We start from the raw sequence: 18,780 nt of genomic DNA on the forward strand, positions 1-18,780 counted from the left end.
ATGAGTCCTTTATAGCGTTTGAAGGCCGGCCGCAGCGGTTCGATAGTGCGAGACGACCCTGCCGGACGCCGCCGGCACCCGCTTTCATCTCTGCCTGGAGCCCTGTCATGGCCGCCGATTCCACCCTGCATATCGCCCAATGCCTGTCGTCCGTGGGCGTCTCCGAAATCCTCAAGATCACCGAGCGCGCCAACGCCTTGCGCCGCCAGGGCGCCGATCTGCTGGTACTGGGTGCGGGCGAGCCGGATTTCGATACCCCGGAGCACATCAAGGAGGCGGCGATCCAGGCCATCCGCGCCGGCCAGACCAAGTACACGGTGCTCGACGGCAGCCCGGCGCTCAAGGAAGCCATCCGCCGCAAGTTCGCGCGGGAGAACGACCTGGTATTCGCCCAGGACGAGGTGACCGCCTCGGCCGGCGCCAAGCAGGTGATCTTCAATGCCATGATGGCGACCCTGGACGCGGGCGACGAGGTGATCATCCCCGCGCCCTTCTGGGTGACCTATGCCGACATCGTCACCATCCTCGGCGGCACGCCGGTGGTGCTGCCGTGCCGTGAGGAGGATGGCTTCCGCCTGACCGCCGCGGCCCTGGAGGCGGCCATCACCCCACGCACCCGTTGGGTGATGCTCAATTCGCCGTCCAACCCTTCGGGGGCGGCCTATGGCGAGGAACACTATCGGCCGCTGCTGGAGGTGCTGCTGCGCCATCCGCAGGTCTGGCTGATGGTGGACGACATGTACGAACACATCCTCTACGACGGCTTTCGCTTCGTCACCCCGGCGGCGCTGGAGCCGCGGCTGCGAGAGCGTACCCTGACCATCAACGGCGTCTCCAAGGCCTATGCCATGACCGGTTGGCGCCTGGGCTACGCCGGTGGACCGAAGGCGCTGATCCAGGCCATGGCCAGTGTGCAGAGCCAGGTGACCTCCTGCCCCTGCTCGGTCAGCCAGGCCGCGGCCATCGCCGCCCTGGATGGGCCGCAGGACATCGTGCGCGAGCGCTGCGAGCTGTTTCGCGAGCGGCGGGATCTGGTGGTGGATGCCTTGAATGCGGTGCCGGGTCTGTCGGCGCGGCGGCCCGAGGGGGCCTTCTATGTCTACGCCAGTTGCGCGGGGGTCTTGGGTCGGCGGACGCCGAACGGGGAGGTGATCGACAGCGATACGGCCTTCACCCGCTACCTCATGGACGAGGGCGGGGTGGCGGTGGTGCCAGGCTCGGCCTTTGGCCTGGCGCCTTATTTCCGGGTTTCCTACGCCACCTCGCGGGAGGTGCTGGAGGAAGCCTGCCGCCGGATCGCCGAGGCGACCCAGCGACTGCCGGCCTGATCAGCCGGCCGGCGGAGCGGGCGGCGCCGGCGGTTGCGCACCCGGGGCGACCGGCTGGACGCCAGGGGGCGGGGGCGGCGGCAGACGACCGGGGCCACGGGGCGCCGGCGGGGTATCCAGGGTCTGCAGCGAGTTGGCGTCGGCGCCGAGGGCGCTGACCCGGAAGGCACGACCCTGGGCGTTGGTCACCAGCTCGCCGCGAGCAGCGATGCTCTGACCGGGCTTGAGCAGCGCTTGCAGGCGCAGGGCTTCGTGGGGCGGCAGGCGCAGGGCGGTGCCGTCCTGCAGCAGGGCGCCGTTCACATCGCCACGGGGGCCGTGCAGCAGCTGGACGATCTGGCCCTGGAGGCTGTCGCCATCACGCTCCGCGCCAGGTGCCGGGGGCGCCGGCGGACGGCGGCCGCCCACGCGCTCGGGGCCTTCGTCGGTGACCGTCTTGCCGGTCTGGACATTGGTCAGGGACACCGCCTGGACCAACGGCAGGCTGGCGGCGCGCAGGCCGGCGACGTTGATGCTGTCACCCGGTTTGAAGGTGGCGGCCAGTTGCTCGGACAGGTGCGGCGGGGTGTTGACCTCGGTGCCGTCGGCCAGGATCAGGCCGTCGATGTCGCCGCGGGGGTTGAGCAGGAACTGCTTGAGCTGGCCCTGCTGGGTGGGAATCTGGGCGCTGGCAGCGGTGGTCGCGGTGCCGGTGGCCGGCGCGGTTTGTGCCAGGACGAGGCCGCTGACGGACAGCAGGGCGAAGGTCCCGATCACGAGGGTTTGGGTCTTGGTAGGCATGGATGACTCCTGCGGTGGTTGACGATCAGACTATTGCAGGGCCTGTGCCAACTTTTATTTTCTTTATCAATCAATGGCTTGGTACTTTTAGCGGCTATCCGGGCCAGGCATTGCGTCCGGCTTGCGGACAGCCCTGTCGGCAAAGCGGACAGCCTAGGCGGGGCTGTCTTCTTCGCCGACACCCAGGCCCAGCCGGCTCAGCTTGGTGTAGAGCAGCTGGCGATGAATGCCCAGACGCCGCGCTGCTTCGGCGCGATTGCCGCCGCTGCGTTGCAGGGCCCGCTCGATCAGCAGGCGTTCAAGGCGCGCGGTGGCTTCGGCCAGGGTCTCTTCCGGCCAGCTGGCATCGATAGCCACCGCATCCGGGGTCTCGCCCTGCAGAAAGGCCAGGTCGGCGGCGACGATGCGCTCGCCCTGGGCCAGGGTCGCGGCGCGCTGGATGGCGTTGCGCAATTCCCGCACGTTGCCTGGCCAGGGGTGGCGCAGCAGCAGGGCGGCGGCATCGTCCGCTAGCACCCGGCCGCTGGGCGCGAGGAAGTGCTCGGCCAGGGGCAGGATGTCGGCGCGGCGCTCGCGCAGAGCCGGCAGGTGGATGGGCACCACGTGCAGGCGATAGAAGAGGTCTTCGCGGAAGTCGCCAGTGGTGACGCGCTGGGCCAGGTCGCGGTGGGTGGCCGCCACCAGCCGCACGTCCAGGCGCACCGGTGCGCCACCCACCGGGGTCACCTCACGTTCCTGCAGGGCGCGGAGGATCTTGGCCTGCATCGGCAATGGCATGTCGCCGATCTCGTCGAGAAAGAGAGTGCCGCCCTGGGCCTTGCGAAAGGCGCCGAGGCGATTGGCGGTGGCCCCGCTGAAGGCCCCGCGCACATGGCCGAAGAGTTCGCTTTCCAGCAGATCCGGCGGGATGGCCGCGCAGTTGACTGCCATGAAGGGCGCGCCGCGGCGCTTGCCGTGCTCGTGGATGGCGCGGGCCACCAGTTCCTTGCCGGTGCCGGTCTCGCCGGTGACCAGTACCGTGGCCTCGCTGTCCACCAGGCGGCCGATGGTCTTTTGCACCTGGCGCAGGGCATCGCTGCCGCCTACCAGGGTATGGCTTTCGACCGAGGCTGGCGGTGCGCTGGCGGCGCCGCGCTGGGCAGTCATGCCGGCCAGTACCCGGATCAGCTCCTCGCGGCCAATGGGCTTGGTAAGGTGGTCGAAGGCGCCCAGACGCATGGCCTCGATGGTATTGCCGGCGCTGGCAAAGGCGGTGAGCACCGTGACCGCCGGCGGCTCGGGGAGAGCGCGAATGCGCGCCAGTACCTCCAGGCCATCCAGCCCGGGCATGCGCAGGTCGAGCAGCACGGCGTCCACCGCCTCCCGTTCGAGCAGCGCCAGCCCCGCTTCGCCTTGATCCGCCTGCAGTACCCGGTAGCCCTGGTCCGCGGCGGTTTCCGCCAGGGCGTCGCGCAGACCAGCGTCGTCATCGATGATCAGCAGGGTTGGCATGGCAAGAGGATCTCGAAACGGGTGGAAGGGAAGGGTTCGGCCAGGCGCGCCTCGCCGCCATGGGCGCGGGCGGTTTCGCGGACCAGGGCCAGGCCGAGGCCTGTGCCTTCGGGGCGACCGGTGACGAAGGGTTCGAAGAGCTGCCCGCGCAGTTCGGCAGGCGGCCCCTGGCCTGCGTCTTCCACCGCCAGCACCAGCCAGTCGTCGCGCCGGCTGACGTCCAGGCGGATCTCGCTGTCGGCCGGAGCGGCCTGCAGGGCGTTGAGCAGCAGGTTGTCCAGGGCGCGACCCAGGGCGTCGCGGTCGAAACAGCCTTGATCGACGGCCACCCGGGCGACCAGGCGGATGCCACGCTGGCCCGCCTGGTCTTCGTGACTGGCCAGCACCTCGCGGCAGAAGGTCGGGAGATCGACGGCAGTCGGCTGCAACTGCGGCGGCTGGGTGAGATCGAGCAGGCGGCGCAGCAGGCTGTCCAGGCGGGCGATCTGCGGCAGGATGGCGTCCAGGGCGCGCCGCTGGCGCTCGGCATCGCCGGCCAGGGCGTTCTCGGCCTTGAGGCGCATGGCGGCCAGCGGATTGCGGATCTCGTGGGCGACCCCGGCGGCCACCCGGCCCAGCGCCGCCAGCCGCTCGCTGGCGTGGACCTGGGTGGTCAGGCGCTGGGCTTCGGCGCGGGCCTGGGCCAGGCGTTGCCCGGCCTGGTTGAGCGCGGCGAGCACCCGGTCCAATTCGCGTTCGCCGGTAAGGGCGAGGGTGGGCAGGTCCTGGCTGGCGCTCGTCCCGAGATCACGTTCGACCCGGGTGACATGCCGCGACCATTGCCAGGTGAGCCGGCCGAGCAGCAGGGTGGCCGCCAGCATGGCCAGCAGCAAAAGGCCGAGGCCCAGTTTCAGCTGACGCTGGCCGCTGCCCTCGGCAAAGGTCAGGCGGGTCAGGGTCCAGGCGGCGAGATCGGGGATGGGGCCGGACAGCGGACAGGCCGCCACCAGCACCGTGGCGCCGTCGACGCTGAAGCTGTCGCTCAGGCTGCGCGCCTCGGCCAGGGCGGCGGCGGCGAGATCGGCCAGATGCCGGCGCTCGGCATCGGTCAGGCTGAAGGGACTGGCGTCGGCCAGCATCCCCGCCTGCTCCTGCCAGAGACCGCCGCCCATGCCGCGATAGCGCAGCAGGGCGACGCTGGCCACGCCGTTGAGGCCCTGGCGTAGCGCCGGATCGGCGAGGCCGGCGGTAGGGCCGGACCAGCCGTTGCTGTAGAAGCGATAGCTGCTGGCGATGACCTGGCAGGCCTGCTCGGCTTCCACCGTGGCCTGGCCGAGCTGTGCGCTTTCCGACTGGCGCAGCAGCAGGATCATCAGCCAGCCGACCCCGACGGCCATGCCGCCGAGCATCAGCAGCAGCGCGATCAGACGGCTGCGCAGCGATCCGAACATGGGCATTCTCTTCCAGGTCTTGGCCTGGATAGAGTGCCATACCCCGGCGGAGTTCGAGTGCCAGAGCGGGTGTCAGCCACGCTGGCCGAATTCCGCTTCCTGCGCTGTCCAGCCGGCCACCCTTTCGCTGAGGGACAGGCCCAGGCCCGGGCGGATCGGTACCAGCATCCGGCCATCACAGGTTTCCAGGCGTTCGTTGAACAACGGCTCCAGCCATTCGAAATGCTCCACCCAGGGCTCGGTGGGATAGGTGGCGGCCAGATGCACGTGCAATTCCATGGCGAAGTGCGGCGCCAGCATCAGTCCAGCCTGTTCGGCCAAGGCGGCCACCTTGAGAAAGGGGGTGATGCCGCCAACCCGCGGGGCATCGGGCATCAGGAAGTCGGCGCCGCGCAGGCGAATGAATTCCTGGTGCTCGGCCACGCTGGTCAGCATCTCGCCGGTGGCGATGGGCGTGTCGAAGGTGGCGGCCAGGGCGGCGTGGCCTTCGGCGTCGTAGCAGTCCAGCGGCTCTTCGATCCAGATCAGGTCGAATTCCTCGAAGCGGCGGCACATCCGTTGGGCGGTGGGTCTATCCCATTGCTGGTTGGCGTCCACCATCAACGGAAAGCTGTCGCCCAGGTGCTGCCGGACGCGGGCGACGCGCTCCAGGTCCACCGCCCAGTCCGGCTGGCCGACCTTGAGCTTGATGCCGCCGATGCCCTGCTCGCGGGAGCGGTCGGTGTTTTCCAGCAACTGCTCCAGCGGCGTGTGCAGGAAGCCACCGGAGGTGTTGTAGCAGCGCACCGAATCACGCTGGGCGCCAAGCAGCCGCGCCAGGGACAGGTTGGCTCGACGCGCCTTGAGATCCCACAGGGCCACATCGAAGGCACCGATGGCCTGGGTGGCGAGGCCGCTGCGGCCCACCGAGGCACCGGCCCAGCAGAGCTTGGTCCAGAGCTTCTGGATGTCGCTGGGATTCTCGTCTAGCAGCACCGGGGCGATTTCCCGGGCATGGGCGAACTGCCCGGGGCCGCCAGCGCGCTTGGCGTAGCTGAAGCCCAGGCCGCGCTGGCCGTCGCGGGTCTCGATCTCGACGAAGAGGATGGCGATCTCGGTCATCGGCTTCTGCCGGCCAGTGAGCACCTTGGCGTCACTGATGGGATTGGCCAGCGGCAGGAATACGGAAGACAGGCGGACCCAGGCGATGCGGTCCTGGTCGGCGCTATAGGAGTTATCGGACATGTCAGGGACTCTTGGCGAGACAGGAGTCATGGACGCTAAGCTGATTACGCAATCATTCAAGCGTCAGCGCGTACTCTCGCGCATGATCAATTCAAAGCCGGTATCCCGTTGTCGCGACGCCTCGGCGCCCGCCAGGCGGGCGAGCAGGGCCGCAGCCGCATGGGTGCCCATGTCGGCACCACGCACGTCCACCGTACTCAGCGCCGGAAGCAGATGAGCGGCGCTGGCCAGGTTGCCGAAGCCCATCACGGCCAGGTCCTCTGGGACCCGCAGGTTGCGGGCATGGGCCTCGGCTAGCACGCCATGGGCCAGGGTGTCGGAACTGCAGACCACCACCTCCGGGTGTTCGCCGGCATCCAGCAGGCGAGCCAGGCCCTCGCGCCCCAGCACCGGCGTGGCCGGTGGCGGCAGGCTGACCTCGGGCGGCGTGCCTAGTCCCTGGCGGGCCAGTTCGGCACGGAAGGCATCGCGGCGCAGGCGTCCCCGGGGATCATCCAGGGTCAGGCTGGCGAAGCGGCGATAGCCGCGCTCCAGCAGTTGTGCGGCGATGGCGCAGCCCACCGCCGCATGGGAGAAACCCACCAGCATGTCCAGCGGCCGCTCGCCTTGGTCCCAGCATTCCACCAGCGGGATGCCGGCCTGGGAAAGACGCAGGCGACTGGCTGCCGTGTGCAGGGTGCCGGTCAGTACCATGGCATCGGGACGGCGGCGCAGCAGCGTGTCCAGCAACTGCTCCTCGCGTTCGGCGGAATAGTCGGTCAGGCCCAGCAGGGTCTGGTGGCCGGCCTCGGTCAAGGTCTGCATGAGTGCCTGCACGGTGTCGGCAAAGATGGAATTGACGATGGTGGGCACCAGCACGGCGATCAGCCGGCTGTCCTGGGGCATCGCCCCGGTAGTCAGCATGGCCGGCTGGTAGCCGCTCTCGCGCACCGCGCGGAAGACCTTTTCGCGCAGCACCGGACGGACGATTTCCGGTTGGTTGAGGGTACGGGAGACAGTGATCGGCGAGACTCCGGCCAGGCGTGCGACGTCCTTGAGGGTCGGTGGCTTGCCGTCGGCGCGACCACGCCAGGGCGGGGCGCTGCGATCACTGGACAAGGGAGGCCTCCGCTACGGATGGGAGCCTCGATTCTGCCGGGTTGTATGATGACCCTCAAGGTGAAGCAGCGGACAGCCACGAATGTACAAGCCAGGGACCTGGGGCACTGGCTAGCCTGGGCATCCCTTTCGGTCTCTGGCAGGTGCCCCTTGGAAATCATCCTCTACGCCCTGAGCGTCATGTACAGCCCCGGTCCGGTCAACGCCTTGGGCCTCAACGCCGGTCTGCAGGGCCAGGCCCGGCGGGCCCTGGGTTTCTATGCTGGGGTGGGCTGCGCCATGCTGATCCTGTTCCTGACGCTGGGTTACGCCGGTGCGGCCCTGGTCTCGGGCGCCTTGCTGCCCTGGTTGGCGCTGCTGGGCGGCGGCTACTGCCTGTACCTCGGCTATCGCATCGCCCGGGCCGCACCACCAACGGCGGACGAAGAGGGCGGGGCAACGCGGCTGACCTTCGCTAGCGGCCTGCTGATCCAGGGACTCAATCCCAAGGGCTGGCTGGCGGTGCTGCCCATCGCCACGGTGATGTTTCCGGCGGCTCAGGTGACGGGAGGCAAGATCGTCCTCTGGTCGCTGCCCCTGGCCCTGTCGGCGGGTGGCGCCCCGGCGAGCTATGCCTTGCTCGGGGCGCTGCTCGGGCGCTACCTGGTGCAAGGACGCGGCTTGCGCGGGGTGAACCTGCTGCTGGGGCTGAGCCTGGTCGGCTGCGCCCTGCTGCTGTTCCATGATGCGTGGCGCGGTCTGCTAGGCTGAGCGCCGGAGGAGTCGCCATGAGTACCCAGATCGAACTACCCGGTGCCACGGACTGGGTACGCCACGCTCCGGCCTTCGATGAGCTGGAATCCATCGAAGCCTTTTTCAGCGGCCACGCCTTCAATCCCCATCGCCATGCGACCTACGCCATCGGTCGCACCCTGGCCGGGGTGCAGAGTTTTTCCTATCGCGGCGCCAAGGCCAGCAGCCTGCCGGGCGAGACCATGGTCTTTCACCCGGACGAGGTCCACGACGGCCGCGCCGGTGCCGCCTGCGGCTTTCGCTATCGGATGCTCTATGTGCCGCCGGCCCTGGTGCAGGACATCCTCGGCGGGCGGCCCTTGCCCTTCCATCGCGAGGGCGTTTCCCTGGATCCGCGCCTGGCGCGGGCTACCGATGCGGTATTCGCCGCCCTCGACGAGCACCCCGATGCCCTGGGTCGCGACGATGCCCTCTATGGACTGGTCGCCACCCTGGCGGAGGTCTGCCAGGCCTGGCCCAGTCGTGGCCGGGTCGACTTCGTTGCCGCGCTGCGCGCCCGCGAATACCTGGAGGACCATCTCGACCAGGCCGTCACCCTCGATGACCTGGCGCAGTGCACCGGACGTGATCGCTGGAGTCTGACCCGCGATTTTCGCGCCTACTTCGGCACCAGTCCGCACCGCTACCTGACCCTGCGTCGTCTGGACCGGGTGCGCCTGGAGGTGCGTCTGGGGAAGGGGCTAGCCGAGGCGGCGGTGGCGGCAGGTTTCTGCGACCAGAGTCATATGACCAAACATTTCCGTCAGGCCTTCGGGATCGCGCCGGGACGCTGGTTCCGTGGACTGGCCGAACGCCCCGGCGTGTCTGCGGCGGATGGTACGGCGTACCCTTAGCGCCATAACGATTGCGGCCATCCCGTACCGCGGCGTGTACGGTTCCAGAAGCGTCGCCGGCGAAACGATTGCCGCTGAAGGCAGTCAACCTGTGCGCACTTCATAAACAGGAGCCCCTTTATGACCGGCCAGGGAGAATCTGCCGCCCGTCCCACCTTCAGTCCTCCGGTCTTCTGGACCTCGACTCTGCTACTACTGATACTGGTGCTCTACGCCAGTCTGTTCCAGGCCAATGCCCAATGGCTGTTCGCTGCCATCCAGGGCTGGATCATCACCAACCTGAGCTGGTTCTATATCCTCGCCGTGGCCATCATCCTCGGCACCGTGGTGTTTCTCGGCATGAGTCGCTATGGCGACATCAAGCTCGGTCCGGACCACAGCGAACCGGACTACGCCAACACCACCTGGTTCGCCATGCTGTTTTCCGCCGGCATGGGCATCGGCCTGATGTTCTTTGGCGTCGCCGAACCGGTGATGCACTTTCTCAACCCGCCCTATGCCGATGGCCAGACAGTGGACGCCGCGCGCCAGGCCATGCGCATCACCTTCTTCCACTGGGGTTTGCACGCCTGGTCGATCTACGCCATCGTCGCCTTGATCCTGGCCTACTTCAGCTACCGCCACGGCTTGCCGCTGACCCTGAGATCGGCGCTCTATCCGCTGATCGGCGAGCGTATCTACGGCCCTATCGGCCACGCGGTGGATATCTTCGCGATCATCGGTACGGTGCTGGGGGTCGCCACGTCCCTGGGCTTCGGCGTGTCGCAGATCAATACCGGCCTGAACGTGCTGTTCGGCGTACCGGTGTCCACCCCGGTGCAGATCGGTCTGATCGTGATCACCACGGCGCTGGCCACCCTGTCGGTGGTCTCGGGCCTGGACAAGGGCGTACGGCGCCTGTCGGAGCTCAATCTGGGCCTGGCGGTGCTGCTGATGCTCACCGTGATCATCCTCGGCCCGACCGTGCTGATCCTGCAAACCTTCGTCGAGAACACCGGCGGCTATCTCAGCGAGATCGTCAGCCGCACCCTCAACCTCAACGCCTATCGACCCACCGACTGGATCGGCGGTTGGACGCTGTTCTACTGGGGCTGGTGGCTGGCCTGGTCGCCCTTCGTCGGCCTGTTCATCGCCCGTATCTCGCGCGGGCGGACCATCCGCGAGTTCGTCTCTGGCGTGCTGCTGGTGCCGGCGGGTTTCACCCTGCTGTGGATGACCGTGTTCGGCAACACGGCGATCCACATGATCCTCACCGAGGGGATTACCGATCTGGCCGCCGCGGTGTCCCAGGACAGCTCCCTGGCGCTGTTCGCCTTTCTCGAGCACTTTCCCTTCGCCAGTGCGATTTCCATGGTGGCCATCGTCATGGTGGTGGTGTTCTTCGTCACCTCGGCCGATTCGGGCGCCATGGTGGTAGACATGCTGGCCTCGGGCGGGCAGGACCAGACACCGGTCTGGCAGCGGGTGTTCTGGGGCGCCAGCATGGGCCTGGTGGCCATTGCACTGCTTTTGGCTGATGGCCTGAAAGCCTTGCAGACCGCCACCATCGCCAGTGCGTTGCCGTTCACCATCGCCCTGCTGTTCAGCATGCATGGGTTGCTCAAGGCCCTCAAGCTGGACGCCACCAAGCGCGGTCTGCGCCACCAGGCGCTGGGTATCTCGCCGCCAACCATGAGGTCTCCCGGTGGCTGGCAGCGCCGACTGCGCGGTCTGGCCATGTTCCCACGTCGTAGCCACGTAGTGCGCTTCATCACCGAGGTCGCCAAGCCGGCATGCCTGGCCGTGGCCGAGGAATGGCGCAAGCAGGGCTATATCTGCAGCGTCGAGGATCGTGATGACGGCGGCGTGCGCCTGAGCGTTGGCCCGGCCGATCAGCCGGAGTTCGTCTACCAGGTAAGACCCCATGCCTACGCGATGCCCAGTTTCGTCATGGGCAGCGAGCCGGGGGAGGAGCGCAAGTACTTCCGCGCCCAGGTCTATCTGCGCGAGGGTGGCCAGGACCATGACGTCATGGGCTGGTCGCGCGAGGACGTCATCGGCGACATCCTCGATCAGTACGAACGCCACATGCACTTCCTGCATCTGGTGGGCTGAAACGAGGACCGGGCCTTGCGCCCGGTCCGCTGATACCCAAGGACCGCTGCCGAACTGGCAGCGGTCTTTTTTATTTCACCCGGAAACGCCGGACCACGGCGATCAACTGCTCGTTGGATGACTGCACGGCAGCCGTACTCTCGGCAGTGCGCTGACCGCTGGTGACCAGGTCGTCGACCATGTGGCGCACGGCGACCATGTTCTGGTTGATCTCGCCGGCCACCACGCTCTGCTCTTCGGCCGCCGCGGCGATCTGGGTCGACAGGTCGCTGATGCGCACCACCGAACCGTTCATCTCGTCCAGGCCAGAGGTGACCTCGCGGGTCTTCTCGGCGGTACTCTGGCAGCTGGTCTTGGTCACTTCCATGGCGGCTACCGCGGAGCTCACCCCCTGCTGCAGTCGGCCGAGCATCTCGTTGATCTCGGCGGTGCTCTGCTGGGTACGACCGGCCAGTGCACGGACCTCATCGGCTACCACCGCGAAGCCACGACCCTGCTCGCCGGCACGGGCCGCCTCGATGGCCGCGTTGAGCGCCAGCAGGTTGGTCTGGCCGGCGATCTCGCCGATCACCCCGAGCACGTCATTGATGCGCTGGGCATCGCCCTGCATGGCCTGCACCTTGAGGGTGGCGTCTTCCACCTGATCCACCAAGGCCAGGACGCTGGCCGAGGCCTGCTGGACCACCGCACGGGAACGCTCGGCCTGGCCATTGGCAGCCTGGGTGAGGGTGGCGGTGTCGCTGGCGCTGCGAGCCACGGAGTCGGAGGTGGCGCTCATCTCGGTGATGGCTGTCACCGCCTGGTCGGTTTCGCTGGCATGCCGGGCGAGGATGGCGCCGTTCTGCTGGGCCTGGCCATGGAGCTGCTTGAGTCCGGTGTCGATGCGGTCGGTGGCGTCGCCCACCTCGCCGATCAGCCGCTGCAGATAACCGATGAAGCCATTGACCGCGCCCGCCACCGCATCCACTTCATCCTTGCCGTGCACCGGGATGCGCCGGGTCAGGTCGGCATCGCCAGCGGAGAGCGATTCGATGTTGCGTTGCAGCAGGCCGAGGCGACCCATCAGCTTGCCGAGCGCCAGCACCATGACCGCCACCAGCAGCAGGACCAGCGGCAACTGGATCGCCGCCAGGGTCTTGAGGATGCCGGTGTTGGTCGCGGCGATGAGCGAGGTGGGCAGCGCCGTGGCGAGCAGCCACGGCGTGCCGGCCAGGGGACGCAGGAAGAAGGTGTGGGGCGTGCCGTGTTCGTCGACGTAGTTGTCACGCACCACGGCCTCGCCCTTGAGCTTGCCGAGATTCTGCTGGATCGCCGCGACGAAGGGCGAACGCGCGCCATAGGCCGAGACGTTGTTCAGGATCTGCGAATCCCCGAGTTCGCTGAGGTTGCTGAGGATCTTGCCATCGGCCTCGACGATCATCATGTCGGTGTCGTCGAGATCCTTGCGCAGCTGCTCCACCAGCGGGTTGAAAAAGCCCAGGGTCAGGTCGACGGTCGACACGCCAAAGGCCTTGCCGTCGCGCTGGATGGCCATGGCGCAGTTGGTGCGCGGCTCGGCGCTGGCGGCGTCCTTGTAGGCGGCGGCCCAGACGCACTGGCCCGCAGGACCCTTGAGGCCGGCCTGGAACCAGGACTGCTCCCAGTAGTTGAGCGCCTCGGGCGAGTTCCAGTGGGTATTGACGATCAGTTTGCCGCTGGCATCGCGGTGATAGAAGGTGCTGAACTTGTCGCGGCCCTGCTCGCGCTGGTTGGGCAGCGGCCAGATGCCGCCGCCGAACACCTTGGTGTCACCGTACTGGTCCACCAGGCCGGGCAGCACCCGGTCGATGGCGGCGCTGTCCAGCAGCGGCACGGCCTGGGTGATGGAGCGCTGTTGCGCCTGGATCTGATTGAGTTCGCGATAGATGCGGGTGCCGACCTCGTTGACCCGGGTAAGCACAGTGGATTCACCGGCGGCGACCAGGTCCGGGGTCACCCAGAGACGGATGCCGATGACGGTGGCAGCGAGGGTGGCGCCGATGAAGCCTAGAAAGATCAGGGTGTAGCGGGTCCGAACGGTATTCAAGGCCATGATGTCGCTCCTGCGGTTACAGCGTCGTTCACGCTGCGAAAGGCATCCGATGCGGTCGTGGGAAAGGCGGATGTCAGAGCCTTATCGGCGTCTGATGTGTGACCTTTAGTCGCAGGGTGAATGAGATACCGCGCGCTGTGACAGGTCGTGAAGTGACCCTATGGCCGGTTTTTGGTCGATGGTTCTACCAGATCGACAGCGGCAGGCTTTCACCTTGCCAGTTGTCTCCTTGCTGGCGGACCACCACGAGGCAGGGGCCATCCCCGGGGGCCGCTACCAGGCAGTGCCCGTCGGCCTGCCAGAAGGCGCTGCGGCCCACGCAGGCATAGCCGCCGGTGGGAGCGCCATGATTGGCCATGAGCACGGCCATGCCCAGGCGCCGGGCATGGTCCGCCAACTGGGCGCTGTCGGCGGGATAGCCGGTCGCCCCGATCACCGCCGAGACCAGATAGAGGTCGGCGCCTCGGGCGCGGGCGGCAGCGGCGTGGGCGGGTTGGTTGCTGTCGGCGCAGATGGCCAGGGCGCCCTTCAACCCTGGTAGCTCCAGCAGTTCGCCACCGCTGCCCGGCACGAAGGGCGGCGCTTCGCCCGGATGCAGGTATTGCTTGGTATGGACGCGGCAGCTGCCGTCCGCCCCCAGGATCAAGGCGCCGATCTGCAGCCCCGTCGGACCCTGGACCGGCGCTCCGACCACGGCCGTGAGCCCAGCTGCGCGACAAGCTTCGCGCAGCGGCAGCAGACGGATATCGGCGGGCTCCAGTGCCAGCGCCGCCGCCAGGGTCGGCTCGTAGCCCGTCAGGGACAACTCGGGAAACAGCAGCAACGTCACCCCGGCCTCGGCCGCCGCAGTGACGACGTCCAGATGGCTACGCAGGTTGGCAGTGAGATTACCGGGGATCGAGATTGACTGGGCAGCGGCGAGGGTAGGGCTGGACATCGGAACTCCAGGGGAAGTCGAGGCGGCCGGGAAGGGCTGGCAGAAGCTAGCGCTGGGCGCCCAAGCGGGATTTCCCCATTGCCCTTGGCCAAAGCCGGGTTGCCTCCAGGTTATACCGCTATCGCTACCTCTCAGTATTTAGGCCAAGAGCGCGCCGCTATAGTCGGGCCGTCTATCAATTTCAAGAATAACAGGACGGGTCATGGCGATAATCAACTATGTAACGGAGATCCGCTTCGGCGCCGGCTGTGCCGCGGAGCTAGCCGAAGTCAGCGCGCGCCTGGGCTTCCAGCGACCGCTGATCGTCACCGATCGTGGCGTGGTGGCGGCCGGTCTCATCGAGCAGCTGCTGGACATGAATTCCCTGGCCGCCTACCGGGTCTTCGACGCTACCCCAGCCAACCCCACCGAAGCCGCTACTCGCGAGGGGGTGGCCTGTTTTCTGGAAGCGGAGTGCGACGGCATCATCGCCGTTGGCGGCGGTTCGCCCATCGATCTGGCCAAGGCCATCGCCGTGTCCGCGCGCCATCCGGGGCCGTTGAAAAACTTCGCGGTCATCGAAGGCGGGCTGGCGCGGATCACCGCGGCAACGGTGCCTATCGTGGCGATTCCGACCACGGCGGGCACCGGCAGCGAAGTAGGGCGAGGCGCCATCATCATTCTCGATGATGGTCGCAAGGTCGGCATCCTTTCGCCCCATGTCATCCCGCGCGTGGCAATCTGCGATCCGCTGCTGACGCTCAGCCTGCCCCCGCATCTGACCGCCGCGACGGGCATGGACGCGGTGGCCCATTGCATCGAGACCTTTCTCGCTCCCGGCTTCAATCCGCCGGCCGAGGGCATCGCGCTGGATGGCCTGCGCCGTGCGTGGCGCCATCTGGAGCTGGCCTTCAATGAGCCGAGCAACCTGGAAGCCCGCACCCAGATGCTCAGCGCCTCGCTGCAGGGCGCCCTGGCCTTTCAGAAGGGGCTGGGCTGCGTGCACAGCCTGAGCCATTCGCTGGGGGGCATCGATCCGCGCCTGCACCATGGCACCCTCAACGCGGTGCTGCTGCCGGCGGTGGTCGCCTTCAACCGGGGGGCGGAGTCGGTGGTCCGCGAGGAAAAACTCGAACGGCTCGCCCAGGCCATGCAGCTGCCCGCGCAGCTGTCGGTGGAACAGGCGCTGGCGCACAAGGCCGAGGCCCTGCGCCTGCCGACGGGCCTGGGGCAGATGGGCGTCGATAAGGCGCTCATCCCGCGCATCGTCACTGGCGCCCTGGCCGATCACAGCCACAAGACCAATCCCCGGGAAGCCACGGCGGATGATTACGCCCAGCTGATCCAGGCCTCGTTCTGAGGCCTGGACATCCGTAGCGGAAAGCTTTTCCGCTGCCGTGTCGTCCGCAGGTCTGCCGCCTGTCCTCGAATCCGTTCGGGGCGGCAACAGGATGCGGATGACAGACGACCGTTATGCAAGACCCTCGCGCGGCAATCACAACAACTAAAGGACGCGAAACCTCATGGCTAATCCTGATACCGCCGTACCCACGGTGCAGTTCGATCCGCTCTATCGCAAGGTCGCCTGGCGGTTCTACCCCTGCTGCTGCTCGGCTACATCATCGCCTATCTCGACCGGGTCAACGTCGGCTTCGCCAAGCTCGCCATGCTCGGCGATCTCGGCATGTCCGATGCGGCCTATGGCCTGGGCGCCGGCATCTTCTTCATCGGTTACTTCATCTTCGAGGTTCCCAGCAACCTGATGCTGCATCGGGTCGGCGCCAAGCTGTGGATCGCGCGCATCATGATCACCTGGGGTCTGGTCTCGTCGCTGATGGCCTTCACCGGTCCCATAGCCCAACTGCTGGGTATCAGCAACGAGATGACCTTCTATGGCCTGCGTTTTCTGCTCGGCGTCTGCGAGGCCGGCTTCTTTCCCGGGGTCATCCTCTACCTGACCTACTGGTTTCCCTCGGCGCTGCACAGCCGCATGATGGCCATCGTCATCCTCGGCAATCCGGTGTCCTTCATCTTTGGCGGTCCGCTCAGCGGCGCTATCATGTACTACATGGGCGGCAGCGGCTTGCTGGCGGGCTGGCAGTGGATGTTCGTCATCGAGGCCATACCGGCCGTGGTGATCGGGGTGGTGGTGCTCTGCCTGCTAGACAACGGCATCCAGGATGCCAAGTGGCTGAACGAGCAGGAAAAGGCTGAGCTGACCCGGCGCCTCGCCGTGGACGCCTCGGAGAAGGTCAGCGTGCCTTTCAAGCGGCTCTTTGCCTTGCCCATCATCTGGCTGCTGACCGCCATCTACGTGCTGTTGATGCTCGGTAACTACGGCATCAATTTCTGGGTGCCGACCATCATCAAGAACGCCGGGGTGGCCTCGGTCCTGGACATCGGCCTCATCACCGCCATCCCCTATGTATTCGGCGCGGTGACCATGGTCTGGGTGACCCGCCAGGCCCAGCGCACGGGTAACCAGCGTGCCTATGGCGCCCTGATGTCGGTGCTGGCTGGCATCGGCCTGATCCTCTGCGCGGCCTTCCCCCAGCAGCTGCTGCTGATGATCCTGGGCGTCGCCTTCGCGGTAGGTGGCAGCCTGAGCGCCATCGCACTGTTCTGGGGACTGCCCGGGGCCTTCCTGCAGGGCGCCGCCGCCGCAGCCGGCATTGCCCTCATCAACTCCTTCGGCAATCTCGGCGGTTTCGCCGGGCCCTATCTGCTGGGCCTGCTGACGACCCTGTTCGGCTCGGCGCAGGTCGGCCTGATGCTGCTTGGGGGTTGCCTGCTGGTGTGTGCGGCGCTGATGCTGTGGGTGACCCGGCGGCCCGTGCCATCGAATGCCGGGATGCTGGCCGAGTAATCGCGCCGGCGCTACCCGCGCGTTTCCGAGCGGGAGCGGCCTTTGCTCGCTCCCGTTTCCTTTGCCAGCGAAGAGGGCGTCATGGATCTGGTCAGTGAGTTGCAAGCCATCGTCGGGCGTCGCCACGTCCTGCAGGGGGACGCCGCGACCCGCCGCTTCCGCCTGGGGATCCGCTATGGCGGCGGGGCGGTACTCGCCGTGGTGCAGCCCGGCAGCCTGCTGGAGATGTGGCGGGTGCTGCAGCGTTGTCACCAAGCCGGGACCATCATCATCTGCCAGGCGGCCAACACGGGCCTGACCGGGGGCTCCACCCCGGTGGCCGAGGGCTACGACCGCCCGGTGGTGCTGATCAACACCCTGCGCCTGACCCGCCTGGCCCTGCTGCGCCAGGGCGAGCAGGTGGTGTCCCAGCCGGGCGTGACCCTGAGCCAGTTGGAAACGACCCTGAAACCCCTGGGGCGCGAGCCGCATTCGGTGATCGGCTCGACTTGCATCGGTGCCTCCATCACCGGAGGCGTCTGCAACAACTCCGGAGGCTCGCTGATCCGCCGCGGCCCGGCCTTCACCCAGCTGTCACTGTTCGCCCGGATCGACGAAGCCGGGCAGCTGCAACTGGTCAATCATCTGGGCCTGAAATTGGGCGACACCCCTGAGGAGATCCTGAGCCGGCTCGACGAGGGGCGTTTCGACGACAGCGCCGTGCAGGACCCGGCCGGGGCCATGGCCTCCGATCGCGAGTACGCCCGCCACGTTCGCGACGTGACATCCGCCACGCCGGCCCGCTACAACGCCGACCCGCGGCGGCTGTACGAGGCGTCGGGCTCGGCGGGCAAGCTCGCCGTGTTCGCCCTGCGCCTGGATACCTTTGCCGCTGATCGCAACACCCGGGTGTTCTACATAGGCTCCAACCGAGCCGCTGATCTCGAAGCCATTCGCCGGCACATCCTGGTCAATTTCACCTCTCTGCCAATCGCCGGCGAGTACATGCACCGCACGGCCTATGAGCTGAGTCGCACCTACGGCAAGGATCTGTTTCTCTTCATCCAGCGTTGCGGTGCGCAGCGGGTGCCCCAGGCCTTTGCCTGGAAGACCCGCTTCGATGCCCTGAGCGAACGCCTGGGCCTGAGCGCCCAGCTCGGCGACCGACTCCTGCAACGCCTCGCCGCGCCGCTACCCGAGCATCTGCCGGCGCGGCTCAATGCGTTCGCCGAGCGCTTCGAGCATCATCTGCTGCTCAAGATGGGCGAAGAGGGCATCGACGAGGCGCGTGCCTATCTGCAGGCCTGGCTGCCCAGCGCGGACGCGGATTTCATCGAGTGCAGCGTGGAGGAGGGCAACGCCGCCTTCCTCAATCGCTTCGCGGTCGGCAACGCCATGAATCGCTACCGGGCGGTGCACCGGGATACCGTGGAAGACATCCTCGCCCTGGACATCGCCTTGCCGCGCAACACCCAGGACTGGTTCGAGACCCTGCCGCCAGAGCTGGCGGAACAGATCGAGGTGACCATGTACTGCGGGCACTTCTTCTGCCACGTGCTGCACCAGGAGTACCTGGTGAAGAAGGGGCGCGACTGCGCGGTGCTCAAGCGTCGCCTGCTGGCCCTGCTGGACGCCCGCGGCGCCCGCTATCCGGCCGAGCACAATGTCGGCCACCTCTACGAGGCGGCGCCCGAACTGGAGCGGCACTATCGCCAGCTCGATCCGACCAATGCCTTCAATCCCGGCATCGGTCGGCTGACGCGCCGCTATCGTTGGCAGGACGAGTGTTGCGCCGAGCATGCCGGTGAGGCCATCGCCGCGGCGGCTGCCGTTGCCAGAGCGGAGCCTGCGGAGACGAGCGACACGCCCTGACCGCCG

14 protein-coding genes and 1 pseudogene are annotated in these 18,780 nt (G+C 67.4%); 7 read left to right on the plus strand and 8 right to left on the minus strand.

Translation table 11 applies throughout. From position 1 onward, the window contains the following. Positions 1–107 precede the first annotated feature (107 nt). Positions 108–1,328, plus strand: coding sequence for a pyridoxal phosphate-dependent aminotransferase (locus APT59_RS05455; RefSeq protein ID WP_059313928.1), 1,221 nt, complete (start codon positions 108–110; stop codon positions 1,326–1,328). Here the strand turns inward: APT59_RS05455 and APT59_RS22800 are convergent, their stop codons facing one another. The 5 genes from APT59_RS22800 to APT59_RS05480 all read right to left on the minus strand — a co-directional run bounded on the left by APT59_RS22800 (position 1,329) and on the right by APT59_RS05480 (position 7,351). After that, entirely contained in the window at positions 1,329–2,108 is a 780-nt protein-coding gene (locus APT59_RS22800) for a hypothetical protein (RefSeq protein ID WP_059313929.1), read from the minus strand. Positions 2,109–2,261: 153 nt separating this feature from the next. After that, positions 2,262–3,599 carry a sigma-54-dependent transcriptional regulator gene (locus tag APT59_RS05465; protein WP_059313930.1) on the minus strand — a complete coding sequence of 446 codons (1,338 nt, stop codon included), beginning with the start codon at positions 3,597–3,599 and terminating at the stop codon, positions 2,262–2,264. Continuing rightward, positions 3,584–5,029, minus strand: a complete 1,446-nt coding sequence (locus APT59_RS05470) for a sensor histidine kinase (protein ID WP_059313931.1) — start codon at positions 5,027–5,029, stop codon at positions 3,584–3,586. Before APT59_RS05470 ends, APT59_RS05465 begins: the two co-directional genes overlap by 16 nt. Positions 5,030–5,101: 72 nt before the next feature. After that, positions 5,102–6,253 (minus strand): L-talarate/galactarate dehydratase, encoded by a 1,152-nt coding sequence (locus APT59_RS05475; RefSeq protein WP_059313932.1) that lies wholly within the window; start codon positions 6,251–6,253, stop codon positions 5,102–5,104. 63 nt (positions 6,254–6,316) lie between these two features. Then, positions 6,317–7,351, minus strand: coding sequence for a LacI family DNA-binding transcriptional regulator (locus APT59_RS05480; protein WP_059313933.1), 1,035 nt, complete (start codon positions 7,349–7,351; stop codon positions 6,317–6,319). Positions 7,352–7,501: 150 nt separating this feature from the next. On the opposite strand from APT59_RS05480, the gene APT59_RS05485 reads away from it, so the two are divergent. The 3 genes from APT59_RS05485 to APT59_RS05495 all read left to right on the plus strand — a co-directional run bounded on the left by APT59_RS05485 (position 7,502) and on the right by APT59_RS05495 (position 11,070). Continuing rightward, a complete protein-coding gene (locus APT59_RS05485) occupies positions 7,502–8,101 on the plus strand; it encodes a LysE family translocator (protein WP_059313934.1) in 600 nt (199 codons plus the stop codon). Positions 8,102–8,118: 17 nt separating this feature from the next. Further along, complete coding sequence (locus APT59_RS05490; protein WP_059313935.1) at positions 8,119–8,976, plus strand: AraC family transcriptional regulator; 858 nt, start codon at positions 8,119–8,121, stop codon at positions 8,974–8,976. Between the two features lie 120 nt (positions 8,977–9,096). Next, entirely contained in the window at positions 9,097–11,070 is a 1,974-nt protein-coding gene (locus APT59_RS05495) for a BCCT family transporter (RefSeq protein ID WP_059313936.1), read from the plus strand. Positions 11,071–11,140: 70 nt separating this feature from the next. Here APT59_RS05495 and APT59_RS22875 read toward each other — a convergent pair whose 3' ends face one another. The 3 genes and pseudogenes from APT59_RS22875 to APT59_RS05505 all read right to left on the minus strand — a co-directional run bounded on the left by APT59_RS22875 (position 11,141) and on the right by APT59_RS05505 (position 14,078). Beyond that, positions 11,141–11,848 carry a methyl-accepting chemotaxis protein gene (locus tag APT59_RS22875; protein ID WP_420480506.1) on the minus strand — a complete coding sequence of 236 codons (708 nt, stop codon included), beginning with the start codon at positions 11,846–11,848 and terminating at the stop codon, positions 11,141–11,143. 201 nt (positions 11,849–12,049) lie between these two features. Then, positions 12,050–13,141: pseudogene (locus tag APT59_RS22880) on the minus strand (cache domain-containing protein); the annotation flags it as partial. Positions 13,142–13,325: 184 nt separating this feature from the next. Further along, positions 13,326–14,078, minus strand: a complete 753-nt coding sequence (locus tag APT59_RS05505) for a carbon-nitrogen hydrolase family protein (RefSeq protein ID WP_059313938.1) — start codon at positions 14,076–14,078, stop codon at positions 13,326–13,328. A 202-nt stretch (positions 14,079–14,280) separates the two neighbouring features. Between APT59_RS05505 and APT59_RS05510 the strand changes: the two genes are divergently transcribed. The 3 genes from APT59_RS05510 (at position 14,281) to dld (ending at position 18,774) form a co-directional block, all read left to right on the plus strand. Continuing rightward, positions 14,281–15,417, plus strand: a complete 1,137-nt coding sequence (locus APT59_RS05510) for an iron-containing alcohol dehydrogenase (protein ID WP_059313939.1) — start codon at positions 14,281–14,283, stop codon at positions 15,415–15,417. A gap of 261 nt (positions 15,418–15,678) precedes the next feature. After that, on the plus strand, positions 15,679–16,923 hold the full coding sequence (locus APT59_RS05515) for an MFS transporter (protein WP_237140602.1): 1,245 nt from the start codon (positions 15,679–15,681) through the stop codon (positions 16,921–16,923). 81 nt (positions 16,924–17,004) lie between these two features. Further along, a complete protein-coding gene (gene dld / locus APT59_RS05520) occupies positions 17,005–18,774 on the plus strand; it encodes a D-lactate dehydrogenase (RefSeq protein WP_059313940.1) in 1,770 nt (589 codons plus the stop codon). Positions 18,775–18,780: the final 6 nt, after the last annotated feature.

It is taken from the genome of Pseudomonas oryzihabitans (assembly GCF_001518815.1).
In the GTDB taxonomy this organism is placed as follows: Bacteria; Pseudomonadota; Gammaproteobacteria; order Pseudomonadales; family Pseudomonadaceae; genus Chryseomonas; species Chryseomonas oryzihabitans_E.